Raw genomic sequence first — 24,548 nt, 5'->3', positions numbered from 1 at the left:
GGGACAGGGGAGCGCGCATGCAGCGACGCCTTCCCCCACTACTGGAGCCGCCTCCCTCATGACGCGCACGCTCACTCCGCTCGCCCACGCCGTCGCCCTGTGCCTGGCGACATCCGCCGTTTCCGTCCACGCGCAGAACAGCGGCAACGCGCAAACGCTGGACACCGTCATCGTCACCGGCACGCGCGTGGCCGACCGCACCGTGGCCGAATCGGCGTCGCCGATCGACATCATCTCGCCGGAAACCTTGCAGTCCACCGGCACCACCGAACTGGCCACCGCGCTGTCGCGCGCGGTGCCCTCGCTGAACTTTCCGCGCCCGGCGATCACCGACGGTTCCGACGCGGTGCGCCCGGCGCAGTTGCGCGGGCTTTCGCCGGACCAGGTACTGGTGCTGGTCAACGGCAAGCGCTACCACACCACCGCGCTGGTCAACCTCAACGGCGCACAGGGCCGCGGCTCGTCGCCGGCCGATCTCAACACCATTCCGATCGCCGCGGTCGAACGCATCGAAGTGCTGCGCGACGGCGCATCGGCGCAATACGGCTCCGACGCCATCGCCGGCGTCATCAACATCGTGCTCAAGGGCAGCGGCACCGGCGGCAGCCTGGCCGGGCGCTACGGCAAGTACAGCGCCGGCGACGGCGAGCAGTACCAGCTCTCCGGCGATGCCGGCCTTACCTTCGCCGAGACCGGCAGCGTGCACTTCGCCGCGCAGGCCGGCCACCAGGACCAGACCGACCGCGCCACGCCCTACCAGGGCCAGGTGCAACAGCGCTACGGCGACCCGGACGTCGACCAGGGCGCGTTCTCCTACAACGGCCAGTACAGCCCGGCCGACTACATCACCTTCTATTCCTACGCGATGCTCAGCCGCCGCGAAGTGCTGTCCAACGGCTACTTCCGCTGGTCCGGCGACAACCGCAACCGCCCGGAAATCTACCCGGACGGCTTCCTGCCGCAGATCTACAACGTCAGCAAGGACGTGTCCTGGGTCGGCGGGGTCAAGTCCAGCACCGCCGGCGGCCTGGCCATCGACCTCAGCTACAACTACGGCCGCAACGATCTGAGCTTCGACGTGCGCCACAGCCTCAACAACAGCCTGGGCCTGGCCAGTCCCACCGAGTTCTACGCCGGCGCGCTGCAGGTCACCCAGAACGTGCTCAACGCCGATTTCAGCAAATCGCTGGAGGTCGGCCTGGCCTACCCGCTCACCCTGGCCTTCGGCGCCGAGTGGCGCGGCGAGAAGTTCAACGAATCGCCGGGCGAGCCGGCGTCCTACGTCAACGGCGGCATTCCCTCGGCCAACGGTACCCTGCTGCCGGGCGCGCAGGTGTTCGCCGGCTTCAAGCCCAGCGACTCCGGCCACTACGACCGCAACAGCTACTCGGCCTATCTCGACCTGGAGGGCGACATCACCGACAAGTTCTCGGCCGGCCTGGCCGGGCGTTACGAGAACTACAGCGACTTCGGCGACACCGCCACCGGCAAGCTGTCGCTGCGCTACGCCTTCAGCCCCAAGGTCGCATTGCGCGCCACCGTCTCCACCGGCTTCCGCGCGCCCTCGCTGCAGCAGCAGTATTTCCAGTCGGTCGCCACCAACTTCATCAACGTCGCCCAGCCCGACGGCAGCATCGCCGCCACGCCGTTCGAGATCGGCACCTTCCGCACCGACAACCCGGCGGCGATCGCGCTCGGCGCCGAACCGCTGAAGGCCGAGAAGTCCAGGAACTACGGCCTGGGCCTGGTGCTGCAGCCGGTGGACGCGCTGTACATCACCCTCGACGCCTACCGCATCGACATCGACGACCGCATCGTGCTCTCGGAGAATCTCACCTCCACGGCCGTGCGCAACTACCTGCAGGGCAACGGCTACGCCGGCATCGGCGGCGGCCGCTACTTCACCAACGCCATCGACACCAAGACCCAGGGCGTGGACGCGATCGGCACCTACAAGCTCGCGCTGCCCGCCAGCAGCCTCGACCTCACCGCCGGCTACAACTACAACAAGACCGACATCGAGAAGATCGCCGGCAACCCGGCGGTGCTGGAAGCGATCGACCCGACCGCGGTGCGCATCGGCCGCGCCGAGATCGGTCGCATCACCCGCGGCTCGCCGCGCGACAAGTTCTTCCTGAGCAGCGTGTGGTCGCCCGGCGCCTGGGCCTTCACCGCCACCGCCACGCGCTGGGGCGAATTCACCGACTTCGGCACCACGCCGGCCGCCGATCAGACCTATGCGGCCAAGTGGACGCTGGACCTGTCGGCGGCCTACACGCTGGGCCGCTGGCGCGTCACCGTCGGCGGCGACAACGTGCTCGACGAGTATCCCGACCGCTCGCGCGCCGGCGCCGGCACCCGCACCTATCTGCCGTACAGCACGTCCTCGCCGTTCGGCTTCAATGGCGCGTTCGCCTACGCCAACGTCAACTACAGCTGGTGATGCGTGTGCGCCGGCGGTGTCCAGGGGCACCGCCGCCGCGTTCTACCGACAGTCTCGATACCGCACCCCGCCACGTCCGCATCGCTGACGTGCGACATCACCACGCTGCAGGAATCGGATACGTACCCGCGCAGCGGCGGCGGAATGTCGACAAGGCCCGCGTGTGCCGGCCTTGCCGACGGCGCGGGGCAACGCATCGCACTGCGGCAGTCACCCGCTCGACGCCCACGGCCGCCGCGAGGCTCCATCCAGGCGCCACCGGCAGCGACACATGCGTCAAGCAGTCGTCGCGCGATCGGAGCGCATCGGCTGCCGCATTGCAGTCGCCGTACCGCGCGCGGTAACGGAATGACCCCATGCCGATACGGCGCGCTCCTCGGCGCATTCAAGAACCGCCTGGCGACGACGCAATAGATTTACTCGCGCCGCAACTTGCGCCCGATAGACAGCGACATTCGATACCCCACATCTGCGCACCATCGGCGCAACGGCGCGCAGTGAAAAACGCTGCCACTTGCCGCGATGGTGTGCCTGCAATAAATGGCATGGAAACTGCAATGCAGTCCACGCCCGACGTCCCGGCGCCGCCGGAGGGTCGACGCGATGCTGCGTGACCTGGGGCCATACCTGAGCAAGTCGATGCGGCGCATTTTGTGGAAATCATTCCGCATAGATAAGCGTGAGCCGCATCACAAGTATGAATCGATTGATTATTTGTCAACAGTGGCCTGTTGCGATTCGCGTAATGTGGAATCGCCTGAACGGCAGGCAAAAAATCCCTTATGGGGAAGGATCTGATTATGTGGAAAACTTCCAAATTCGCGACGCTTTCGGGCATCGCGCTTTGCTCTGCGCTGGCGTTCAATGCCTCTGCGCAGAGTTGCTGTCCGGGCGGTGGTGTGGGCACGCCGATCGGCATCCGCGGCCTGGGTGAAAGCGCCCCGGCGGCGACCAACCTGTCCACCAATGCGTCCGCGCGCATCTACCAGTTCGAGCGTAATGGCGTGACCTACCTGCAGATCAACGACGCCACCGGCCAGGTGCGCGGCGCGATCGGCCGTGTCGGCGACACCGCCTGGGTGACGCCGATGGGTCAGGACGTGGATCGGGTGAGCACCGTCGACACCTTCGACAGCAGCCGCGGCACCGTGGTCTACGATGCGCGCTACTTCACCGTGCAGTTGGCCAGCAGCGCCAACGGCGACGTCTGGACCGTGACCATCAAGAAGTAACCGGCTTTTGCAGGGGCTCTGAGATCAGGAAACTGATCTTTCGCTCATGACGGCGCCGGCAGGTGCCGTCATGAGCCTTCAACCGGCTCGCCAGCTCCCAGTCCATCTCGTCGGCGCTGTGCTGCTTGCGGCCGCTGCCCGGCATGGTCGTATCGGCTTCCAGCGTCACCACCACGCCGCGCTTGCCGCGCGCCGACCAGACCCGTGCCGTGATCGTGTGCCGGCCCGCATCGGGCAGGATTTCCATGGCATTGAGCACGCACCGGTACGCCGCCAGTTGCAGCCCCATCGACAACCGCCGCGTATCGCCGTGCAGGCGTGCCTCGACCTCGGTCTCGCAGGCATTGGCGAAGGCGATGGAGTTCAGCGCGCCGTACAGGCCGTGGGTTTCGATATCCAGCGGATACAGTGCGGCAACGTAATCGTCCAGCAATTGCGCCTGGATCACCCCGGTACGGTTCATTTCCATCGCCGCGGCGTAGTGACCGTGCTCCTTCAGCGTGGTGGCGATGTCGCGGCGCAGCTTGTTGATATGCACATGGATGTCGGTGTACTCGATCACCCGGTTGCGCAGGGTGCGTTCGGCCGACATGTAGCTGGCTTGGGCGACCTGCAGCGCCTCCCTTTCGGCAAAGCCGAAGCGTTGCACTTGATCGAAGGCGACAGACAGCTTGGCACCGAGGGAAGCGAGCGCGGTCACCGCAAAGGCGACCAACAACTGCACCTGCAATGAGTCCGCATCGTAGGCACCGGCATAATTGGTCTTCGGCATGGACATGGCCACCGCGAAGTTGGCCATCACCACGCCGATCGCGGCGCCTCGCCAGGCATGCTTGAAGGTCAGCCAGACGGCCGGCGCAATCATCAGAACCAGGAGGAACTGGCGCAGGACGCCCTCCACTTGCATCGCGACACCGAACAGGACGCCCATCAGCAGCGCGGCGACGCCTGCGCTGTGCAGAACCGTCCTTCGCGCAGCCGCATCCCCCTCTGCTCGCCTGACCCACAGCAGCGCGGGGAAGACGAACATGACGATACCCAGATAGAAACCGATCCAGAACTTCAGCGTGTTTTCCAGATTGATGTAGGCCGCCGGTCCACCCAGCAGCCAGTTGACGCCCTTGTTGACGAGCACCGCCCACAACGCCGCGCACAGGCAGATCAGCGGCAGCCAGCTCTGCTCGACCCGGAAATCCGGAAGATTGCGCCGGACCATCCAGGGCAGCAGCGCGAAGGCGGGCAGCAGCAGGAACGAACTGCCGTACACCCAGACCGGATTTGCGCCGTCGGCATCGATCATCGGCACGCGCATGCTCAACAGCGCCGCCGCATCTCCCAGGAACACGTAGGGCCAGAGCCGATACGGGAGAAACAGCAGTGCTGCCGTGCGCAGTCCGATCGGCAGGAACCACTGATCCAGAGAGCAGTGCCACACGGCCAGATAAGCCGCGCAGTACAAGGCGCTCAGGAGGATTCCTCTAGCGAAAGTCTTCAGTCTAGCCATGCCCCTGTCCTGGCAGGACACCAATGGCGGCAAACATACACCACGGAATGGGCCGGAACAGTAGACAGATAACGTCCAACATGCGGTGTAATGTCTTTCCTGACAGGGAGTTGCGTGCGGGACCGGTTCGCTGCGACCTCCATCCCATTCGTGCTGTCGGGCAGGGACATTCCGAACCGTGTTGCGGCACTGCCGGCGCAGCCGATTGCGCGATGATCGTCGCCCGCCACGCCGGTCCCCCAGGCCGGCACGGCCGGGTTCCTCCGCCCCCCCAGACGCGCCTGGGTGGATCCTGGCAGCGCCGAGCCGAGCGCCGTGTCCCCGCTGCGCCCCGCCACACCGATTTGCCGACAAAAGCCCCGATCGGCGACACTCCAGGCTTCCTTGTTCTGCGATCCTGAATGCATCACGACACCAGTCTCATCGACATCATCGCGGTCGGGCTCGCGCTCGCCTTCCTCCTCGGCACGCTCGCGCATCGCCTCAAACTGTCGCCGCTGGTCGGCTATCTGGTGGCGGGCATCTGCGTGGGTCCGTTCACGCCGGGCTTCGTCGCCGACCAGGCCCTGGCCAACCAGTTGTCGGAACTGGGGGTGATGCTGCTGATGTTCGGGGTGGGGCTGCACTTCTCGCTCGAAGACCTGATGGAAGTGAAGTGGATCGCGATCCCCGGCGCGCTGGCGCAGATCGCGGTCGCCACCCTGCTCGGCTGGGGGCTGGCCTGGAGCATGGGCTGGCCGACCCTGCACGGCCTGGTGTTCGGCCTGGCGCTGTCGGTGGCCAGCACCGTGGTGCTGCTGCGGGCGATGGAGGAACGGCGCCTGCTGGAAACCCAGCGCGGTCGCATCGCGGTCGGCTGGCTGATCGTGGAGGACCTGGTGATGGTGCTGGCGCTGGTGCTGCTGCCGGCGCTGGCCGACGCGCTCGGCGGCAAGGGCGCCGACACCGGGGCGATCCTCGGCGCGCTCGGCGTCACCCTGCTGAAGATGGCCGCGTTCGTGGCGGTGATGCTGGTGGTCGGCCGCCGCGCCATCCCGTGGGCGCTGGAGAAGGTCGCCGCGACCGGCTCGCGCGAACTGTTCACCCTGTCGGTGCTGGCGATCGCGCTGGGCGTGGCGTTCGGCTCGGCCACCCTGTTCGGCGTGTCGTTCGCCCTCGGCGCGTTCTTCGCCGGCATGCTGCTGAAGGAATCGGAGCTCAGCCACAAGGCCGCCAACGATTCGCTGCCGCTGCGCGACGCCTTCGCGGTGCTGTTCTTCGTCTCGGTGGGCATGCTGTTCGACCCGCACATCCTGGTCGAGCATCCCTGGCAGGTGCTGGCCACCTTCCTGACCATCACCGTCGGCAAGTCGCTGGCCGCGTTCGTGATCGTGCGGGCGTTCGGCCACCCCACCGGCATCGCCCTGACCATCTCCACCAGCCTGGCGCAGATCGGCGAGTTCTCCTTCATCCTCGCCGGCCTGGGCGTGAGCCTGGCGATCCTGCCCGAGACCGGCCGCGACCTGATCCTGGCCGGCGCGCTGCTGTCGATCATCGCCAACCCGTTGCTGTTCAGCTGGCTGGACCGTTGGCAGGCACGACAGGCGGTGGAGGCGCCGGTGACGGTGGAACCGGAGCTGCCGCCGGGCCCGTCACTGGACCTGGCCGACCACGCCATCGTGATCGGCTACGGCCGGGTCGGCAGCGCGCTGGCGGCCGTACTGCGCGAGCGCGGCGTGCCGGTGCTGGTGATCGACGACAACCGCGACCATGTCGAACGCGCCCACGCCGACGGCATCCCCGGCATCCGCGGCAGTGCCGCGGCCGACAGGGTGCTGGCCGAGGCGCATCCGGAGAAGGCCAAGATCGCGATCCTGGCGATCCCGCAGCCGCTGGAGGCCGGCGAGGCCCTGGCCAAGCTGCGCGCGCTGAATCCGGCGCTGACCCTGCTGGCGCGTGCGCACAGCGATGCCGAGGTCAAGCACCTGCTCGACCACGGCGCTGACGGCACGGTGATGGCCGAGCGCGAGCTGGCCTATTCGCTGGCGGAAATGGTGATGGCGACGCCGCCGTACCGGGGGATGCGGGCGGCGCACTGAGCGCCTGGCGGCGGGATTGGGGATTTGGGATTGGGGATTCGCAAAGGCGACGCCTCCTCGGAGAGCGAGTCCCCGTGACGGAAAGCGCGGTAGCGCACAGAAAGCGTCTACGGCGGCTGTGACGACCCGCAGCGAATCTTCTTGATAAGCATTCTCGTTTGCGGCAGGATTGCGCTCCCTTCCCCAGTTCCGCGCGCCCTCCCCCATGGCCTGCAAGATCGGGTTGCTCAACTCCGTGCCCAGTGCCCTGCTGTGCGAGATGTTCGGGCACGTCGGCTACGACTTCGCGGTGCTGGACCTGGAACATGTGCTGCGTTCGCCGGCCGAACTGGAACACGCCATCCGTGCCTGCGAGCTGGGCGGCTGCGAAGCCTGGGTGCGGGTGCCCGAAGTCGACGCCAAGCTGATCGGGCGGGTGCTCGATGCGGGCGCCCGCGGCGTCGTGCTCGCCGGGCTGGACAGCGCCGAGCAGGCCGAGCGCGCGGTCGCCGCCGCACACTTCCCGCCGCACGGCCGCCGCGGCATCACCGGTGGCCGCGTCACCGGCTTCGGCAGCGTGGCCCTGGCCGACTACATCGCCCGCAGCCGCGAGCGCCTGCGCGTGATCCCGATGATCGAGAGCGCCGCCGGCGTGCGCGCGCTGCCGCAGATCCTGCAGGTGCCCGGCGTGTCGCTGGTGATGGAAGGCGCGCTGGACCTGGCGCTGGACCTGGGCCTCGGCCCGCAGCCCACCCATCCGCAGGTCTGGGACCAGTTGCTGGCGATCGACGCGGCCTGCCGCGCCGCCGGCGTTCCCTTCTGCCCCAATCCGCGCGACGCCGCGCAGCGTGCGCACTGGCTGGCACAGCCGGATCTGCAGTGGCTGTTCGCCGGCGAGGACCGCGCACTGCTGCAGGCCGCATTGCGCCAGCGTGCGGCCGACCTGCGCAGCCCCTGACCGTTTCGTCCCTGTTGGAGTCGTCGTCTTGATCGCTTCGCTTTCCCCTTCGCTGCTGGCCATTGCGCTCGCCGCCGCCCTGTTCGCCCCCTCCAGCGCGCGTGCCGAGGACACCCCGCCCGACGCCGACGCGCAGGCGCGGATCCGCCAGCTCGACGCGGTGCAGGTACAGGGCAGCCTGCTCGGCCGCTCCACCGTCGAGGACGTGCAGCACTACGCCGGCAGCCGCCAGGTGATCGACAACACGCAACTGCGCACCGGCGCCAACCGCTCGCTGGACGACGCCCTGCAGAAGGTGCCGGGGATCAAGGTGTTCGACGAGACCGGCACTGGCGCGCTGCCGCAGATCATGCTGCGCGGCTTGTACGAAAGCCGCAGCGGCCGCGTGCAGGTGCTGGAGGACGGCATTCCGCTGGCGCTGGCGCCGTACGGGCAGACCAGCCTGTCGCTGTTCCCGGTCGGCCTGAACCAGGTCGACCGCATCGACATCGTGCGCGGCGGCGCGGCGGTGCAGTACGGCCCCAACAACGTCGGCGGCGTGATCAACCTGATCAGCCCGGACATCCCCACCACCTGGACCACCACGCTGGGGCAGAAGGTCACCGCCGGCGGCGCCGGGCATTACCTGGGCGACACCGCGATCAGCACCGGCGGCTACGCCAGCGACACGTTCGGCCTGCAACTGGACGCCAACTGGACCAAGGGCGACTACTGGCGCGAACACAGCGCCACCGACATCAAGAACCTGCGCCTGCGCGCGGAATGGTGGCTGGCGCCGGACAAGCTGCTCAAGGCGAGCGTGCAGCGCTACGTCGCCGACATGGACATGGCCGGCGCCTTGTCCGTCGCCGACTACCTGCGCGATCCGCGCCAGTCGACGCGGCCGCTCGATGAATTCACCGGCCGCACCACCCGCGCCTCGCTGGTCTACCAGCAGGACTTCGGTGATGTGGGGCCGTTCCAGGACCTGCGCCTGGACTGGAGCAATTTCAGCGCGCGCAGCAGCCGCAATTTCATCGTCGGCATGCGCTCGGCCGCCAGCGAGACCTGGCGCCCCGACCTGCCGCCGCAACTGCGGCAGAGTGCGCCGCGCGACTTCCGCGTCTATGGCAGCGAGCCGCGGTTGAGCTGGAAGATGGGGTCCGGCACGGTGACCCAGCAGTGGACGCTGGGCGCGCGTGCGATCAACGAAGACATCGACTTCCTGGTCGGCAACACCCGCCTCAGCGATGGCCTGTACACCCTGGTGCGCGACTGGCGCTTCAAGGACCGCGGCGCGGCCGCCTACGTCAGCAACGCGATCGCCTTCGCCGACGGCCGCGTCACCGTCACCCCCGGCCTGCGCTACGAGCAGGTCGATTCGCGCTACTACAACCTCGCCAGCGGCGTGCGCACGCGCAACAAGACCGACGACGTGCTGCCCGGCCTGACCCTGGGCGTCCAGGCCACTCCGCAGTGGTACCTGTACGCCGACGGCCAGCGCTCGCTGCGCGCGCCGCAGGTCACCCAGATCATCTACGGCGACAACCTCGACGCCGAACTGGCCTGGAACTACGAGGCCGGCGCGCGCTACCAGCCCAACGAGCGCACCCGGATCCAGTTCGGCGGCTACCTGATCGACTTCGACCAGCAGATCCAGCTCGACAACACCACGCGCACCTATCGCAACCTCGGCAAGACCCGCCACCAGGGCGGCGAAGTGGAAGTGCAGTGGAGCCCGGCGCACCTGCGCGCACTGACCCTCAACGCCGGTTACGCCTACCTGGACGCACGCCAGGAATCGGGCGTGTACGACGGCCTGCGCGTGCCCTACACCTCGCTCAACCAGCTCACCCTCGGTGCGTCCTACCGGCCCGAATCCGGTCATACCACCGTCGCGGTTTCCAGCTATTACTTCAGCCGCGCCTTCAGCGATGCGGCCAACACCGTGCAGGAGAACGCGATCGCCTCGGTCGGCGAACTGCCGGCCTACTGGGTGTGGAACGCGCAGTTGAGCCAGGTGCTCAGCGAAGGCGCCAGCGGCAAGCTCAGCGCGTCGCTGGCGGTCAACAACCTGTTCGATCGCAAGTACTGGTACCGCGGCATCGACACCAGCCCCTGGGGCCGGCAGCCGGCACCGGGCCGCAGCGTCACCGTCGGCCTCGAGTACACGTTCTGATCCACGCCGGCGGCGGACGACGCCGCCGGCCCCGCACCACCGCGCGCCACCACGGCGCGCCGCCGCCCGCGGGAGACGCGGGCCAGTGCAACGGACGCAGCCGCGTCCTTCCCGTACCCAGCGCGCGCCCGATGCGATGCGCCAGGCAACCACGCGACCCGCCGCAGCCGCGGCGCATGCCTTCCGTGTCCGCCTCCACGCGGCCGCGCCGACGGCGTGCGTGCGCCTGCGCCCGACGAGACCCGCACATGACCCCGCACGACGCTCCCCTGCTGCTCCTCAGCCACGTCTGCCACCCGGCGGTGACCGATGGCTTCCTCCCCGCCGCGCAGCGCCTGGGCGTGCCGGTGCTGCTGCTGACCGACCACCGCCACGCGCACCTCGAGCATTTCCGCCGCCATCCGCCGGCCGCACCGGTGCAGGTGCTGGAGTGTGACGTGTTCAACCCGCTGGGCGTGCTCGACCTGCTCGGCAGCCTGCCGCAGCCGCCGCGCGCGGTGTTCAGCAACAGCGATCACCTGCAGACCAGCGCCGCCGTGGTCGCCGCCGCGCTCGGCGTGCCCGGCAAGGACTGGCAGGTCTGCTACGAGGCCAAGAACAAGGCGGCGATGCGCCAGCGGCTGCGCGCGCTCGGCCTGCCGGCGCCGTGGTTCTGCAGCCTGGCGCCGGGCGCGATGCCGCCGGCACAGGCGCCCTGGCCGTTGATCGCCAAACCGCGCGAAGGCGTGGCCAGCCTGGACGTGCGCCACTGCGCCGACGCGGCAGCGCTGCAGGCCTACCTCGATGATTTCTGGCAGCGCCACCCGCAGCGCAGCGTGCTGCTGGAGAGCGTGCTGGAGGGTCCGCTGTTCACCCTGGAAACGCTCGGCGACGGGCGCCATCTGCAGCCGATCGGCGGCTTCGACGTGCAGCTGTCGGCGCCGCCGCATTTCGTCGAGTGCGAGGCGCGCTGGCGCGGTGCCACCGATACCGCGGTCGTGCAGCAGGCGCTGGCGCAACTGCAGGCGTTCGGCATCGGCTTCGGCGTGTGCCACAGCGAATTCATCCTCACCGCCGACGGCCCGGTGCTGGTGGAGATCAATTACCGCAGCATCGGCGATGGCCGCGAATTCCTGATCGACCGCCTGTTCGGCGGGCACTGGTTCGACAGCGTGCTCGGCCTGCACCTGGGTCGGCCGCTGCCCACGCTGCAGGCGCGCCGCGCGCACGCCCTGGTCCGCTACTACGTGGCCGAGCACGACGGCACGCTGGCGGTGGCCAGTGCCGACCACGCCAGCAACGACACGCACTGGGACGCGCGCTACCGGCGCCTGCGGCAACACGGCGACACGATCCGCCTGAGCCATTCCAACAAGGATTACCTGGGCGTGCTGGACGTGCTCGCCGACACCGAGGCCGACCTGCAACAGGCGCTGGCCCGCACCGAGGCATCGCTGCACTGGCGCATCGACAGCAGCATCGGAGCGGCTGCATGAGCCAGGACGCCGACCGCCGCTACATCGACCTGCGCGTCATCGACGCCTGCCTGCGCGAAGACCTGCGCGGCATCGTCAGCCGCGGCGCCGCCGCCACGCCGCCGCCGGCGGTGCTCGCCGCCTGGGCGCAGGCGCCGCTGCCTGCGGACGCCATCTGGTGGCGCATCGCGCATCTGCCCGACGGCGAACTGTGGCTGCCGTTGCGCCGCGCCGGCTACCTGCAGACGGTGAGCGCCTGCAGCGACGGCTGGGTGCTGCATACCGGGCAGCGCAGCGCCTGCGAATCCGGCGCGGCGCAGTGGCTGGCGCGGCTGGGCGCCGGACTCGACGCGGAAACCCAGGCGTTGCATCGCGCCTATGTCGAGGAAGCCGAGTGCGCGGTGCGCCAGCGCGCGCTGGCGCGACAGGCCTACGCGCAGCAACGGCCGCTGCTGGCCACCGCGCTGGACGCCGCCGACGCGCACGAACGCGCCTACCGCTGCGAACAGCTGGCCAGCCACCGCGACCATCCGTTCTATCCCAGCGCACGCGCCAAGCTCGGCCTGGACGACACCGACCTGCCGCGCTACGCACCGGAGTTCGGCCCCAGCTTCGCGCTGCGCTGGCTGGCGCTGCCGGCCGCGCAGGTCACCCGGACCACGCCGCCGCCGGCGTTCTGGCCGCGCCCGAGCATGCTCGGCCTGGACCCGGCGCTGGACGCCGACCACATCGCCTGGCCGCTGCACCCGCTGATCTTCGCGCGGCTGGGCGAGGACGGCTTCGCCCTGCCGGACGGCGCCATCGCCGCGCCGCAGCCGTGGCTGCAGGTGCGGCCCTCGCTGTCGCTGCGCACGGTGATCCCGCTGGCGTTTCCCGATCATCACCTGAAGCTGCCGGTGCCGATGCGCACGCTCGGCGCGCTCAACCTACGCCTGATCAAGCCGTCCACGCTGTACGACGGGCATTGGTTCGAGCGCGTGCTGCGCGACCTCGCCGCGCACGATCCGGCGCTGGGCGAACGCTATCTGCACGTGGACGAGGCGCATGCCGGCCATGTCGGCGAGACCCGGCACCTGTCCTACCTGCTGCGCCGCTATCCGGCGTTGCCAGAGGCGACCCTGGTGCCGGTGGCCGGCCTGTGCGCGACGCTGCCCGATGGCCGGCCGCTGGCCACGCATCTGGCCGAACGCTTCCACGGCGGCGACCTCACCGCCTGGTGGGACAGCTACCTGGCGCTGATGTGCGAGGTGCACCTGCGGCTGTGGCTGCGCTACGGCATCGCGCTGGAGGCCAACCAGCAGAACAGCGTGCTGATCTACGCCGCCGGCCGTGCGCCGCGGCTGCTGCTCAAGGACAACGACGCGGCGCGGGTGCTGCTGCCGCGGCTGCACGCGCAACGGCCGGCGCTGGCCGCGCTGGGCACGCCGCGCGACACGCGCATCCCCGTGCAGGACGACGCCGCGCTGGCGCGGATGTTCTGCACCATCATCCTGCAACTGGATCTGCAGGCGGTGCTGGAGGGGCTGGCGGAATGGCAGCCGGGGCTGCGCGCGGCGCTGTACGCACTGCTGCGCGCGCGCCTGCACGGCACCCTGCGCGCGCTGCGCGAAGAAGGCATCGACACTGCGCCGGCGCAGGCACTGCTGGATGCACCGAAGCTCCCGGTGAAGTACCTGCTCAGCGCCGGCAGCCTGCTCGGCAAGCAGATCACCGGCGCGGCGGACATCAACAAGTTCTACGGCGACAGCGCGCCCAACCTGCTGCGCGAGGATGCGCTGGCGGCGCGCGCGCTTGCGATCGGGGCGAGGCGATGAAGCGCATCCTCGGCCCGGTGCTGGCCGCGCACTACCTGGCCGCCTTCACCGCGCTGGGCATGCCGCTGTTCCTGCCGCAGGTGCTGCAGCAGTTGGCGCCGGGTGCGGCGATCGGCTGGAGCGGCGTGCTGTACGTGCTGCCGACGCTGTGCACCGCGCTCACCGCCAGCGCCTGGGGCCGGCTGGCGGATCGCTACGGACGCAAGCGCTCGCTGCTGCGCGCGCAGCTCGGGCTGGCGCTTGGGTTCCTGATGGCCGGCTTCGCCCCGAACCTGGGCTGGCTGGTCGCCGGCCTGGTCGTGCAGGGCGCCTGCGGCGGCTCGCTGGCGGCGACCAACGCCTATCTCAGCAGCCAGGCGCAGCGCGGCTCGCTGGCACGGGCGCTGGACTGGACCCAGTTCTCGGCGCGGCTGGCGATGGTCACCGCCCCCGCCCTGCTCGGCCTGGCCACCGCGCTGGGCCCGGCGCAATCGCTGTACCGCTATCTGGCGCTGCTGCCGCTGCTCGCCTTCGCGCTGAGCTGGCGCCTGCCGGACGATCCGCCGCGCGCGCCGGCGCACGCCGCGTCCACGCCCTCTCTGCCGCACACCGATGCCACGCAGCGCCGCCAGCGTTGGGCGCTGTGGACCACGCAGTTCCTGTTCTGCTTCGCGATGGTGGTGACCTTTCCCTACTTCCTGCCGTATGCGCAGGCGCACGGCATCGGCAGCAGCGCGGTCGCCGGCCTGCTGTATGGCCTGCCGCACCTGGTCTACTTGGTGTTGATGCCGTGCTGGCGTGGTCGCGACCACCGCGTGTCGCCGCTGCCGGCGGGGCTGGCGCTGTTCGCATTGGCCTGCCTGCTGCAGATGGCGCCGCCGGCGCCCGGCTGGCTGATCGCGGCGCGGCTGCTGTTCGGCCTGGGCATGTGGATGGCGCTGCGCGGCCTCAACCGCAGCCTGGCCGAGGTTGCCGGCGGGCGCGGCGCCGGCCAGTTGTTCGGCCGCTTCGATGCCGCCGGCAAGGTCGCCGGCGTCGCCGGCGGCGCCCTCGCCGGTGCCCTGGTGCAAGGCCATGGCCTGGCCGTGCCGTTCCTCGCCGCCGCCGCGGCCGCCCTGCTGGCGCTGCTGCCGGCCCTGATGCTCACGTCCGTTCGGAGAACCGTCCATGTCCCCGTTGCCGATGCATGACCCGTGGTACGACAGCCTGGCGCAAGCGCAGGCGATCACCTGCTGGCTCAACTGCTACCTGCGCGAAGTCGCGCTCGGTCGCGGCCAGGCCGATTTCGACTACCGCGGCCTGGACCGGCCCGGTGTGGCCGCCGCCGGCGAACGCTGGCTGCGCCTGCGCCTGCCCTCCGGCGCCACGCTGTGCGTGCGCCTGGCGCATGCCGACCGCCTGGGCCGCTGCCGCTTCGCCTCGGCGCCCTACCTCAAGGCCGACGGCCGTCCGTGGCACTGCCTGGACGCAGAGGCGCTGGTGCGCCTGCTGCTGCAGGAGCTGAGCGACGGCGAACAGGCGCCGAACCTGGAACTGCTCACGCAAAGCGCCAACAGCATCGCCATCACCGCGCAGTTGCTGCGCCAGGCCGAGACCGCGCCGCCCACCGGCGAGGCGCTGATCGATGCCGAACAATCGATGCTGTGGGGCCACGCCTTCCATCCCACGCCCAAGAGCCGCGAAGGCGTGCCGCTGGCGCAGGTGCTGGCGTGCGCGCCGGAAGCGCGCAGCGCCTTTCCGCTGTTCTGGTTCCGCATCGATCCGCGCCTGTACCGCGCACAGGGCGACGACGTGCGCGCCACGCTGGCGCAGGCCGGCGGCGGCGCCGACCTGTATCCGTGCCATCCATGGGAGGCCGAACGCGTGCTGGCGCATCCGCTGCTGCGCCATGCGCAGGCGCGCGGCTGGATCGAACCGCTGGGCGAACGCGGTCTGGCGCTGCGCCCGACCTCGTCGGTGCGCACGCTCTACCACGCGGACCTCGATCACTTCCTCAAGCTGTCGGTGCACGTGCGCCTGACCAACTGCGTGCGCAAGAACGCCTGGTACGAACTGGAAAGCGCAGTGGCGCTGACCCGCCTGCTGGCGCCCGACTGGCGGGCGCTGGCGCAGCGCGTACCCGGCTTCCACGTGTTGCTGGAGCCGGCCGCGACCGACCTGGACTTCTCCGCGCTGGACGCCGATGCGCAGGCCTGCCGCGAACTGGGCGAGAGCTTCGGCGTGCTGTACCGGCAGGCGATCCCGGCCGCGCAGCGCGCGCGCTATCGCCCGCAGGTGGCCGGTGCGCTGTTCACCCACGACGCGCGCGGCCAGCCGGCCTGCTTCGCCGCGCTGCAGGCGCTGGCGCAACGCAGCGGCAGCAGCCTGGAGGCGGCCACCGCGGCCTGGTTCCGCGCCTACGCACAGTTGCTGCTGGACGGCGTGTGGAGCGCCTGGTTCGGCTACGGCATCGTGCTGGAACCGCACCTGCAGAACACCGTGATCGGCTGCGAAGACGGTGTGCCGACGCAGGTGTGGATCCGCGATCTGGAAGGCACCAAGCTGCTGCCGTCGCGCTGGCCGGCCGCGCGCCTGCCCGGCATGTCCGAGACCGCGCGGCAGTCGCTGTACTACAGCGCCGAACGCGGCTGGAACCGCATCGCCTACTGCGCGCTGGTCAACAATCTGGCCGAAGCGATCTTCCACCTCGCCGACGGCCACGACCGCCGCGAACGCCAGCTGTGGCAGATCGTCGGCGACATTGCGCGCACATGGCAGCAGCGCCATGGCGCGCAACCGGCACTGCAGGCCCTGCTCGACGGCGCGCCGCTGCCGGCCAAGAACAACCTGCGCCTGCGCCTGCTGCAACGCGCCGACCGCCATGCCGACTACAGCTTCCTGCCCAATCCGATCGGCAGCGCCGCGCTGCGGCAGGCAGCAGCATGAGCCTGCGCATCGATCCCACCCCGCTGCAGGTGGCGCTGGCGCGGCTGCGCGCACAGGCCGACGGCCCGGTCTGCGCCTATGTCTACGACCTGGCGGCGCTGCAGGCGCACGCGGCGATGCTGCGCGCGCAGCTGCCGGCCGGGTGCGAACTTTTCTACGCGGCCAAGGCCAACGCCGAGCCGCCGGTGCTGCGCACGCTGGCGCCGTGGGTGGACGGCTTCGAGGCAGCTTCCGGCGGCGAGCTGCAGTGGCTGCACACGCACCAGCCAGGACGCCGCCTGTTGTTCGGCGGCCCCGGCAAGCTCGATACCGAACTGCAGTTGGCCGCCAGCCTGCCCGACTGCAGCGTGCATGTGGAAAGCCTGGGCGAATTGCAGCGGCTGGCCCGCATCGCCGCGTCGCGCACGCGCCCGCTGTCGGTGTTCCTGCGCCTGAACATCGTGGTGCCGGGCATGCAGGACACGCGCCTGGTGATGGGCGGGCGGCCCTCGCCGTTCGGCCTGGACGCGGACGATCTGGACGCAGCCATGCAGGGGCTGCGCGGCGCGAGCGGGCTGCGGCTGGACGGCTTCCACTTCCACCTGCTGTCGCACCAGCGCGATGCGCAGCTGCAACTGCGCCTGATCGCGCACTACCTGCAGACCGTGCAGGGCTGGCGCCAGGCCTATGCGCTGGGGCCGCTGACGGTGAATGCCGGTGGCGGCTTCGGCGTGGACTACGCCGATCCGGCAGCTTCGTTCGACTGGGCCGCGTTCTGCGCGGGCTTGCCGACGCTGCTGCGCACGCACGGCGAAGGCCTGCGCCTGCGCCTGGAACCGGGCCGCTACGTCAGCGCCGCCTGCGGCTGGTACCTGATGGAAGTGCTGGACATCAAGCGCAGCCATGGCGCGCAGTTCGCCATCGGCCGCGGCGGCACCCATCATTTCCGCACGCCCGCCGCGCAGGGCCACGATCATCCGTTCCTGGTGCTGCGCGGCCCGCAGCCTCCGGTGCTGCGCGATGCGCGGGTGACCCTGGTCGGGCAGCTGTGCACGCCCAAGGACGTGCTGGCCCGCGACCAGCCGGTGGCCGCGCTGGCGCCGGGCGACTGCCTGGCGTTTCCGCTGGCCGGCGCCTACGCCTGGAACATCTCGCACCAGCAGTTCCTGATGCATCCGCCACCGCAGATGCTGTTCCTCGACGGCCCGGCGCAGGCCGCCGACGCAATGCCGCAGCGCCGCATTGCCGACCCGGCCACCGCCGCGTCATGATCCGGTCACCCGTGCCGGCGCACCCTGCCGGCACACCATCCGGAGCTGCCGCCATGACCCGTTCCGCTCGCTTCGCCGCCACCTGTCTGCTGTTGAGCTTCACCGCCGCCCCGCTGCTGGCCACCGCCGCGACCAAACCGCAGACCGCGCAACAGACCTTGATGGCCAAGTGCTCGGCGCAGAACAAAGGCAAGAAGGGAGATGAGTACAAGAGCGCGCAGAAGGCCTGCCTCAGCGGCGGCACCGCGCCTGCGGTGGGCAACGCCTCCCAGCAACGGATGAAGGACTGCAACGCGCAAGCCGCAACGCAGAAACTGCAGGGCGACGCCCGCAAGACCTTCATGAGCGGTTGCCTGAAGAAGCAGTGAGCGCACTAACCCCTCTCCCCCGGGAGAGGGGTTGGGGTGAGGGTCCGGCGCGAAGCGTCTCGCGATGTTTGGGGGCACGAGGCTGCGCCCGTACCCTCATCCGCCCCTGCGGGGCACCTTCTCCCGATGGGAGAAGGAAAAACACTAGCCCCTCTCCTCCCGGGAGAGGGGTTGGGGTGAGGGTTCGGCGCGAAGCGTCTCGCGATGTTTGGGTGCACGAGGCTGCGCCCGTACCCTCATCCGCCCCTCCGGGGCACCTTCTCCCGATGGGAGAAGGAAAAGCGCTAGCCCCTCTCCCCCCGGGAGAGGGGTTGGGGTGAGGGTACGGTCATCCCCACTCCCGAATCCCCGCCGCTCAACGGCAAACCCGCATGATCCACCGGGATCGGCGCATAGTCCTCGCCGAACGCGACCTCGCCCGGCGTCCATCCCGAGCGCCTCCGCACCGCGCCCCAGAAGCGCTTGAGCCCTTCAACCTGCAGCGCGACCAGGCCCAGTTCGTTATCGCGATCCACCATCGGATCGCCCACCCCGGTCGGCCGCACCGGCTCGCCGTACAGCGCCGTGCCGAACAACACATCCCAGAACGCGAACACCTGGCCGAAGTTGCAGTTGTGCAGTCCCGGCCGCTCCGGGTCCACGCGCATGTGGTGCAGGCGATGGAACGGCGGGTCGACCAGGAGCTTGTTGAGCACCGGGCCGAAGCCGAAACGCGTGTTGGCATGCGACAGGTTCTGCACCAGCTCGCCGAGCAGCATCAGCCAGGCGAACTCGTCGGCCTCGATGCCGAAGGCGATGCCCACCGCGGCCAGCACGAACGACTGCAGCATGCCGTCCAGGTAGTTGCTGCGGTCGTTGGCCCAGCAGCTGAGCTGGCGCTGGCTGTGGTGCATGCTGTGCATCGCCCACCACCACGGCATCCAGTGCTGCACCCGGTGCATCCAGTAGTAGGTGAAGTCGTAGGCCAGGTAGTACAGCGCGAACAGCACCAGCGGATGCTGGTCCAGCCACGGCCAGACATGGCGCAGGCCCGTCTCCGGCGCCGCCGCGGCGTTGGGGTCGGCGCCGCCCAGCGCGTTGACCACCGGCGTCAGGATCAGGAACGAGAACAGCGGGAACACCCCGATCAGCATCAACCAGGTGTAGTGGAAGTCGATGCGTGCCAGCCGCCGGTGTTCCCAGCGCTCGGCCGGCCACAGGCTCTCCAGCGGCCGGAACAGCACGCCGATGATGGACAGCTGCAGGGCCGCCACCAGCAGCGAGGCGGCGATGTCGTGCGGATCGTCGCTGAGCCCGGTCAGGTGCAGCGCCGCCAGCAGCGGCGCCACCGCGTGGCTGGCGACCAGGTCGACCAGCGTGGACCAGGCGTGGGCAACGGACGATACCAGGGCGATGACAGGCATGCGAACACAGCGATGGGGGCGCGACGGCCGGCGCGACAGCATGCGGCCGCTGGCTTTCGCCAAGCTGTCCGCGCCGGCCGATGCCGGCCGCGCGCGGTGGCGCTAGTGCGCCGCGACGGCGTCGGGCCGCCGGCTCGGCAGCAGCGCCGCGACGATACCCAGCAACGGCAGGAACGACATCACCTGGTACACGAAGACGATGCCGCGATGGTCGGCGAGCAGGCCCAGCACCGCCGCGCCCAGCCCGCCCATGCCGAAGGCGAAGCCGAAGAACAGCCCGGAGATGGTGCCGATGCGCCCGGGCATCATTTCCTGCGCATACACCAGGATCGCCGAGAACGCCGAGGACAGCACGAAGCCGATCAGCACGGTCAACGCAGTGGCCGCATGCAGGCCCACGTGCGGCAGCGCCAGCGCGAACGGCGCCACGCCCAGGATCGACACCCAGATCACCGGCTTGCGGCCGATGCGGTCGCCGACCGGGCCGCCGATCAGCGTGCCCAGCGCCGAAGCCAGCAGGAACGCGAACAGGTGCAACTGCGCGCTCTGCACCGAGATGCCGAAGCGCTGGATCAGGTAGAAGGTGTAGTAGCTGCTCAGCCCGGCGATGTAGAAGTACTTGGAGAAGATCAGCAGCAGCAGGATGCCGACGATCCGCACCACCATCGCGCGCGGCAGCGCCGGCACCGCGGCGACCGGCCGTGGCGCCGCGCGTGCGGCCTGCAGGTGCAGCGCATACCAGCGCCCGACGTAGGACAGCAGGGCGATGCCGAGCAGCGCCGCGCCGCCGAACCAGGCCACGCTGTGGCGGCCGTTGGGCACGATCACCGCCGCGGCGATCAGCGGCCCCAGCGCGGTGCCGGTATTGCCGCCGACCTGGAACACCGACTGGGCCAGACCATGGCGGCCGCCCGAGGCCAGCCGCGCGATGCGCGAGGATTCGGGATGGAAGATCGCCGAGCCGATCCCGACCAGGGCCGCTGCCAGCAGCACCATGCCGAAGCTTGGCGCATAGGCCAGCAGCAGCAGTCCGCACAAGGTGGAACTCATGCCCAGCGGCAGCGAGTACGGCGCCGGCCGCCGGTCGGTGCGCAGCCCGATCAGCGGCTGGAACAGCGAGGCGGTGATCTGGTACGTGAGGGTGATCAGGCCGACCTGGGCGAAACTGAGCTGGAACTGGCCCTTGAGCACCGGATAAAGCGCCAGGATCAGCGACTGCATCATGTCGTTGATCAGGTGCGAGGAGGTGATCGCGGCGAGCACGCCGGAGGCGACCTTGCGCGGGGCGGCGGTGCCGGTGGGGGAAGACACGACGGGGGCGGCAGGACGCAGCGTGGACATGGCGGGACGGGCATTGCCGGAGGTGCGTGCATGGTAGGCTGCCCCGTCCCGACCTTCTTGCGCGACATGCCCAGCAACCATCGCAAAAAGGACACCCTGGTGCCGCGCTCCGGCCGCAATGCGGACGACGCGCCCGCCGACGTGGTGTGCAAGGCCGTCGACTACCCACCCGACAGCGCCATCGCCCCGCACCGGCATGCGCGTCATCAGTTGATCTACGCGGTGTCCGGCCTGATGGTGGTGCGTTCGGGCCAGGGCCACTGGGTGGTGCCGAGCACGCGCGCGCTGTGGATTCCCGCCGGCACCGAACACAGCGTGCGCTGGATCGGCAGCTTGCACATGCGCAGCCTGTACATCCGCCCCGCCGCGATCGCCGGCATGCCCGACACGCCGGCAGTGATGGCGGTGGAGCCGCTGCTGGAAGCGCTGATCCGCAGCGCCGCGGACATCGCCTGGGACCACGCCGCCGACTCGCGCGACGGGCGGTTGATGCGGCTGATCCTGGACGAACTGCACGCGCTGCCGGCGCTGCCGCTGTACCTGCCGCAACCGCGCCATCCGCGCCTGCTGCGCATCGCCGCCGCACTCGACGCCGACCCGGCCGACCCCACCACCCTGCACGCCTGGGCCACGGAACTTGGCGTGGACGTCAAGACCATCCAGCGCCTGTGCCAGCGCGAGTTGCGGATGCGCTTCGGCCAGTGGCGACAGCAACTGCGCCTGCTGCGCGGGCTCGAACGGCTGGCCGCCGGCGACCGCATCATCGACGTGGCGGTGGAGCTGGGCTACGACAGCCCCAGCGCGTTCACCGCCATGTTCAAGCGCCAGTTCGGACAGCCGCCGAGCCAGTTCTTTCGCTAGCGGCGCCGCGATCGACGTGCCGCCGCGCATTCGCGGTCGTGGTCGCGGCAGCAACGAAGGTGTCGCAGGGGCGCACGCGCTATGCGTGCGACGCTGCGTACCGGCGTGCGTACGGCCTGGCAGGCACGGACCGTCTTGCGCCTGCGGTGCGTGCCCGTTATCCGCGGCCGACCTCGCTGGCACGACGCCCGGCGCTGGCACTGGCGGCGGGCGCCGCGCGGCGCGCACTGATGCGCTCGACCGCCTGCATGTGTTGCGTGCCCCACTCGCACAGCCCTGCCAAAGCCGCCGCCAGCGATTGCCCGAACGGCGTCAGCGAGTATTCGACCCTGGGCGGGATCTCCTGGAAGTCGAGGCGCGCAACGACCTGGTCGCGCTCCAGTTCCTTCAGCTGCTGGATCAGCACCTTGTCGGTGACCCCGCCGATCGCGCGCCGCAACGCGCCGTAGCGGTGCACGTCCTTGGCCAGGTGGTAGATCACCAACGGCTTCCACTTGCCGCCGACCAAAGCGAGCGCGGCTTCGAGCCCGCAACCGAACGTGCCGTTGTGTGCCATGAGGGTCTGCCACTCCGAGGTACTTACCAGAAGGTAAATACTATTCAAAGAAATAGCGCAGTTCTACAGTGGCGCCTCCTCATTCTCTGGAGCGCATCATGGGCAGGCTCGACGGCAAGATTGCAGTGGTGACCGGCGGCAACAGCGGCATCGGTCTGGCAAGCGCGATGCGCTTCGCCGCCGAAGGCGCACAGGTGGTCATCGTCGGGCGTCGGCAGGAGGAACTGGACAAGGCGCTGCGCCTGATCGGTGCCGACGCCATCGCCATTCAGGGCGACATTGCGAAGCTGGACGATCTGGACCGCGTCTTCGCCCAGGTCGAAGCCAGCAAGGGCCGCATCGATGTGCTGTTCGCCAATGCCGGACTCGGCGATTTCCAGCCGCTGGGATCGATCACCGAGGAGTCCTTCGACCGCACCTTCGGCGTCAACGTCAAAGGCACGCTGTTCACCGTGCAGAAGGCCCTGCCGCTGATGTGCGCCGGCGGCTCGGTGATCCTGACCGGCTCCACCACCGGCACCATGGGCACCGCAGCGTTCAGCGTCTACAGCGCCACCAAGGCGGCGCTGCGCAACTTCGCGCGCAGTTGGGCGCTGGATCTGAAGGGCACCGGCATCCGCGTCAATGTGCTCTCGCCCGGGCCGATCGCCACGCCGGGGCTGGACTCGGTGCTGGCCGGCACGGGCCAGCAGGAGGCGATCGTCGCGGGCATGACCGCGCAGGTGCCGCTGGGCCGCATCGGGCATGCGGACGAAGTCGCGGCGACGGCGCTGTTCCTGGCCTCGGACGAAAGCAGCTTCATGACCGGCAGCGAAGTGTTCGTGGACGGCGGGTTCGCGCAGGTCTGACCCCGCTGCGGCCGCCCCGGCGCCGCGACTGCGCGGTGCCGGGGCGCTGGTACGCCGCCGACGGCGAACCGCTCAGGCCTGCGCCACCGCCTGCCGCAGATCGGCGAGCAGGTCGTCGATGTGTTCGATGCCGACCGACAGGCGCACCGTGTCCTCGCTGACCCCGCTGCGCTGCAACTCCTCGGGCGAGAGCTGGCGATGCGTGGTGGACGCCGGATGCGTGGCCAGCGACTTGGCGTCGCCGATGTTGACCAGGCGGGTGAACAACTGCAGCGCGTCGAGGAAGCGCGCGCCGGCGGCGCGGCCGCCGCGCAGGCCGAAGGTCAGCACGCCGGAGCCGTGGCCGCGCAGGTACTTCTGCGCCAGGGCGTGTTCGGGATGGTCCGGCAGGCCGGCATAGTTCACCCATTCCACCTTGGCTTCGCCCTGCAGGTGCTGCGCCAGCGCCAGCGCGTTCTGGTTGATCCGGTCCATGCGCAGCGGCAGCGTCTCGATGCCCTGCAAAATCTGGAAGGCATTGAACGGCGACAGCGCCGCGCCGGTGTTGCGCAGCGGCACCACCCGCGCGCGGCCGATGTAGGCGGCCTCGCCCAGCGCCTCGGTGTAGACCACACCGTGATAGCTCACGTCCGGCTCGTTGAGGCGGCGGAAGCGCTGCGCGTGCGCCGCCCACGGGAAGCGCCCGGAATCGACGATCGCCCCGCCCAGGCTGGTGCCGTGGCCGCCCAGGTACTTGGTCAACGAATGCACCACGATGTCGGCGCCGAAGTCGAACGGCCGCAGCAGGTACGGCGTGGGCACGGTGTTGTCGACGATCAGCGGCACGCCGTGCGCGTGGGCGATGGCGGCCACCGCTTCCAGATCGGTGACATTGCCGCGCGGATTGCCGATCGACTCGACGAAGACCGCCTTGGTGCGCTCGTCGATCAGCCCGGCGAACGCGCCGGGATCGCGGTAGTCGGCGAAGCGGGTCTGGATGCCGGACAGCGGCAGCGTATGCGCGAACAGGTTGTAGGTGCCGCCGTACAGCGCGCTGGAGGAGACGATGTTGTCGCCGGCCTCGGCGATGGTCTGGATGGCGTAGGTCACCGCGGCCTGCCCGGAGGCCACCGCCAGCGCGCCGATGCCGCCTTCCAGCGCGGCGACGCGCTGCTCCAGCACGTCGGTGGTGGGGTTCATGATGCGGCTGTAGATGTTGCCCTGCACCTTCAGGTCGAACAGGTCGGCACCGTGCTGGGTGTCGTCGAAGGCGTAGGCCACGGTCTGGTAGATCGGCACCGCCACCGCGCGGGTGGTCGGGTCGGGACGATAGCCGCCTTGCACGGCGATGGTTTCCAGCTTCCAGTTCGGGTCGGACATGGCGCGCGTCTCGGCAACGAGGGAGCGCAGACGATAGC

Annotated in this window: 18 protein-coding genes; 13 read left to right on the top strand and 5 right to left on the bottom strand. The window is 69.8% G+C overall.

The window, feature by feature from the left end; translation table 11 throughout:
* Positions 1-58 precede the first annotated feature (58 nt).
* Together PG878_RS06130 and PG878_RS06125 are read left to right on the top strand one after the other, a co-directional pair.
* The gene (locus tag PG878_RS06130) at positions 59-2,443 is read left to right on the top strand and encodes a TonB-dependent receptor plug domain-containing protein (protein ID WP_209029570.1); all 2,385 of its coding nucleotides are present in this window, start codon (positions 59-61) and stop codon (positions 2,441-2,443) included.
* A gap of 800 nt (positions 2,444-3,243) precedes the next feature.
* Positions 3,244-3,675, top strand: coding sequence for a hypothetical protein (locus PG878_RS06125; protein ID WP_209029569.1), 432 nt, complete (start codon positions 3,244-3,246; stop codon positions 3,673-3,675).
* Here PG878_RS06125 and PG878_RS06120 read toward each other — a convergent pair.
* Positions 3,665-5,179 (bottom strand): MASE1 domain-containing protein, encoded by a 1,515-nt coding sequence (locus PG878_RS06120; RefSeq protein ID WP_209029568.1) that lies wholly within the window; start codon positions 5,177-5,179, stop codon positions 3,665-3,667. The two genes, PG878_RS06125 and PG878_RS06120, sit on opposite strands and share 11 nt — an antisense overlap.
* Positions 5,180-5,580: 401 nt before the next feature.
* Between PG878_RS06120 and ybaL the strand changes: the two genes are divergently transcribed.
* The 9 genes from ybaL to PG878_RS06075 all read left to right on the top strand — a co-directional run bounded on the left by ybaL (position 5,581) and on the right by PG878_RS06075 (position 18,142).
* A complete protein-coding gene (gene ybaL, locus PG878_RS06115; RefSeq protein WP_209029567.1) occupies positions 5,581-7,257 on the top strand; it encodes a YbaL family putative K(+) efflux transporter in 1,677 nt (558 codons plus the stop codon).
* A 205-nt stretch (positions 7,258-7,462) separates the two neighbouring features.
* The gene (locus tag PG878_RS06110) at positions 7,463-8,194 is read left to right on the top strand and encodes an HpcH/HpaI aldolase family protein (protein WP_209029566.1); all 732 of its coding nucleotides are present in this window, start codon (positions 7,463-7,465) and stop codon (positions 8,192-8,194) included.
* 28 nt (positions 8,195-8,222) lie between these two features.
* Positions 8,223-10,352 (top strand): TonB-dependent receptor family protein, encoded by a 2,130-nt coding sequence (locus PG878_RS06105; protein WP_209029565.1) that lies wholly within the window; start codon positions 8,223-8,225, stop codon positions 10,350-10,352.
* Positions 10,353-10,600: 248 nt separating this feature from the next.
* Positions 10,601-11,827 carry an ATP-grasp domain-containing protein gene (locus tag PG878_RS06100; RefSeq protein WP_209029564.1) on the top strand — a complete coding sequence of 409 codons (1,227 nt, stop codon included), beginning with the start codon at positions 10,601-10,603 and terminating at the stop codon, positions 11,825-11,827.
* Complete coding sequence (locus PG878_RS06095) at positions 11,824-13,620, top strand: IucA/IucC family protein (RefSeq protein WP_209029563.1); 1,797 nt, start codon at positions 11,824-11,826, stop codon at positions 13,618-13,620. The genes PG878_RS06100 and PG878_RS06095 overlap by 4 nt, the downstream gene beginning before the upstream one ends.
* A complete protein-coding gene (locus tag PG878_RS06090; RefSeq protein ID WP_209029562.1) occupies positions 13,617-14,789 on the top strand; it encodes an MFS transporter in 1,173 nt (390 codons plus the stop codon). The genes PG878_RS06095 and PG878_RS06090 overlap by 4 nt, the downstream gene beginning before the upstream one ends.
* Positions 14,767-16,524, top strand: a complete 1,758-nt coding sequence (locus tag PG878_RS06085) for an IucA/IucC family protein (RefSeq protein ID WP_209029561.1) — start codon at positions 14,767-14,769, stop codon at positions 16,522-16,524. The genes PG878_RS06090 and PG878_RS06085 overlap by 23 nt, the downstream gene beginning before the upstream one ends.
* Positions 16,521-17,774 (top strand): type III PLP-dependent enzyme, encoded by a 1,254-nt coding sequence (locus tag PG878_RS06080; protein ID WP_209029560.1) that lies wholly within the window; start codon positions 16,521-16,523, stop codon positions 17,772-17,774. The genes PG878_RS06085 and PG878_RS06080 overlap by 4 nt, the downstream gene beginning before the upstream one ends.
* 53 nt (positions 17,775-17,827) lie before the next feature.
* Positions 17,828-18,142: a PsiF family protein gene (locus PG878_RS06075; RefSeq protein WP_209029559.1), complete on the top strand. Its 315-nt coding sequence runs from the start codon at positions 17,828-17,830 to the stop codon at positions 18,140-18,142.
* Between the two features lie 284 nt (positions 18,143-18,426).
* On the opposite strand, the gene PG878_RS06070 is transcribed toward PG878_RS06075, so the two are convergent.
* Together PG878_RS06070 and PG878_RS06065 are read right to left on the bottom strand one after the other, a co-directional pair.
* Positions 18,427-19,545, bottom strand: a complete 1,119-nt coding sequence (locus PG878_RS06070; RefSeq protein WP_209029558.1) for a sterol desaturase family protein — start codon at positions 19,543-19,545, stop codon at positions 18,427-18,429.
* A gap of 102 nt (positions 19,546-19,647) precedes the next feature.
* Positions 19,648-20,886 carry an MFS transporter gene (locus PG878_RS06065; protein WP_209029557.1) on the bottom strand — a complete coding sequence of 413 codons (1,239 nt, stop codon included), beginning with the start codon at positions 20,884-20,886 and terminating at the stop codon, positions 19,648-19,650.
* Positions 20,887-20,916: 30 nt separating this feature from the next.
* Here PG878_RS06065 and PG878_RS06060 point away from each other — a divergent pair, with 30 nt between their 5' ends.
* Complete coding sequence (locus PG878_RS06060) at positions 20,917-21,747, top strand: AraC family transcriptional regulator (RefSeq protein WP_244663470.1); 831 nt, start codon at positions 20,917-20,919, stop codon at positions 21,745-21,747.
* 157 nt (positions 21,748-21,904) lie between these two features.
* Here the strand turns inward: PG878_RS06060 and PG878_RS06055 are convergent, their stop codons facing one another.
* On the bottom strand, positions 21,905-22,303 hold the full coding sequence (locus tag PG878_RS06055; RefSeq protein ID WP_209029556.1) for a winged helix-turn-helix transcriptional regulator: 399 nt from the start codon (positions 22,301-22,303) through the stop codon (positions 21,905-21,907).
* Between the two features lie 98 nt (positions 22,304-22,401).
* Between PG878_RS06055 and PG878_RS06050 the strand changes: the two genes are divergently transcribed.
* Positions 22,402-23,151, top strand: a complete 750-nt coding sequence (locus PG878_RS06050; RefSeq protein ID WP_209029555.1) for an SDR family NAD(P)-dependent oxidoreductase — start codon at positions 22,402-22,404, stop codon at positions 23,149-23,151.
* A gap of 72 nt (positions 23,152-23,223) precedes the next feature.
* Here the strand turns inward: PG878_RS06050 and PG878_RS06045 are convergent, their stop codons facing one another.
* Entirely contained in the window at positions 23,224-24,510 is a 1,287-nt protein-coding gene (locus tag PG878_RS06045; RefSeq protein WP_209029554.1) for an O-acetylhomoserine aminocarboxypropyltransferase/cysteine synthase family protein, read from the bottom strand.
* Positions 24,511-24,548: the final 38 nt, after the last annotated feature.

Source organism: Xanthomonas hawaiiensis (assembly GCF_031834635.1).
Lineage (GTDB): Bacteria > Pseudomonadota > Gammaproteobacteria > Xanthomonadales > Xanthomonadaceae > Xanthomonas_A > Xanthomonas_A sacchari.
The sequence above is the reverse complement of the archived record's forward strand: the minus strand, read 5'-3'. Positions and strand labels throughout refer to the sequence as shown.

Bases quoted from the DNA above. Each gene is read 5' to 3' on its own strand.
- ybaL (WP_209029567.1), top strand. From the start codon at position 5,581: ATGCATCACGACACCAGTCTCATCGACATCATCGCGGTCGGGCTCGCG.
- PG878_RS06130 (WP_209029570.1), top strand. From the start codon at position 59: ATGACGCGCACGCTCACTCCGCTCGCCCACGCCGTCGCCCTGTGCCTG.
- PG878_RS06125 (WP_209029569.1), top strand. From the start codon at position 3,244: ATGTGGAAAACTTCCAAATTCGCGACGCTTTCGGGCATCGCGCTTTGC.
- PG878_RS06110 (WP_209029566.1), top strand. From the start codon at position 7,463: ATGGCCTGCAAGATCGGGTTGCTCAACTCCGTGCCCAGTGCCCTGCTG.
- PG878_RS06065 (WP_209029557.1), bottom strand. From the start codon at position 20,886: ATGTCCACGCTGCGTCCTGCCGCCCCCGTCGTGTCTTCCCCCACCGGC.
- PG878_RS06100 (WP_209029564.1), top strand. From the start codon at position 10,601: ATGACCCCGCACGACGCTCCCCTGCTGCTCCTCAGCCACGTCTGCCAC.
- PG878_RS06045 (WP_209029554.1), bottom strand. From the start codon at position 24,510: ATGTCCGACCCGAACTGGAAGCTGGAAACCATCGCCGTGCAAGGCGGC.
- PG878_RS06090 (WP_209029562.1), top strand. From the start codon at position 13,617: ATGAAGCGCATCCTCGGCCCGGTGCTGGCCGCGCACTACCTGGCCGCC.
- PG878_RS06095 (WP_209029563.1), top strand. From the start codon at position 11,824: ATGAGCCAGGACGCCGACCGCCGCTACATCGACCTGCGCGTCATCGAC.
- PG878_RS06060 (WP_244663470.1), top strand. From the start codon at position 20,917: ATGGTAGGCTGCCCCGTCCCGACCTTCTTGCGCGACATGCCCAGCAAC.
- PG878_RS06085 (WP_209029561.1), top strand. From the start codon at position 14,767: ATGTCCCCGTTGCCGATGCATGACCCGTGGTACGACAGCCTGGCGCAA.
- PG878_RS06120 (WP_209029568.1), bottom strand. From the start codon at position 5,179: ATGGCTAGACTGAAGACTTTCGCTAGAGGAATCCTCCTGAGCGCCTTG.
- PG878_RS06055 (WP_209029556.1), bottom strand. From the start codon at position 22,303: ATGGCACACAACGGCACGTTCGGTTGCGGGCTCGAAGCCGCGCTCGCT.
- PG878_RS06050 (WP_209029555.1), top strand. From the start codon at position 22,402: ATGGGCAGGCTCGACGGCAAGATTGCAGTGGTGACCGGCGGCAACAGC.
- PG878_RS06080 (WP_209029560.1), top strand. From the start codon at position 16,521: ATGAGCCTGCGCATCGATCCCACCCCGCTGCAGGTGGCGCTGGCGCGG.
- PG878_RS06075 (WP_209029559.1), top strand. From the start codon at position 17,828: ATGACCCGTTCCGCTCGCTTCGCCGCCACCTGTCTGCTGTTGAGCTTC.
- PG878_RS06070 (WP_209029558.1), bottom strand. From the start codon at position 19,545: ATGCCTGTCATCGCCCTGGTATCGTCCGTTGCCCACGCCTGGTCCACG.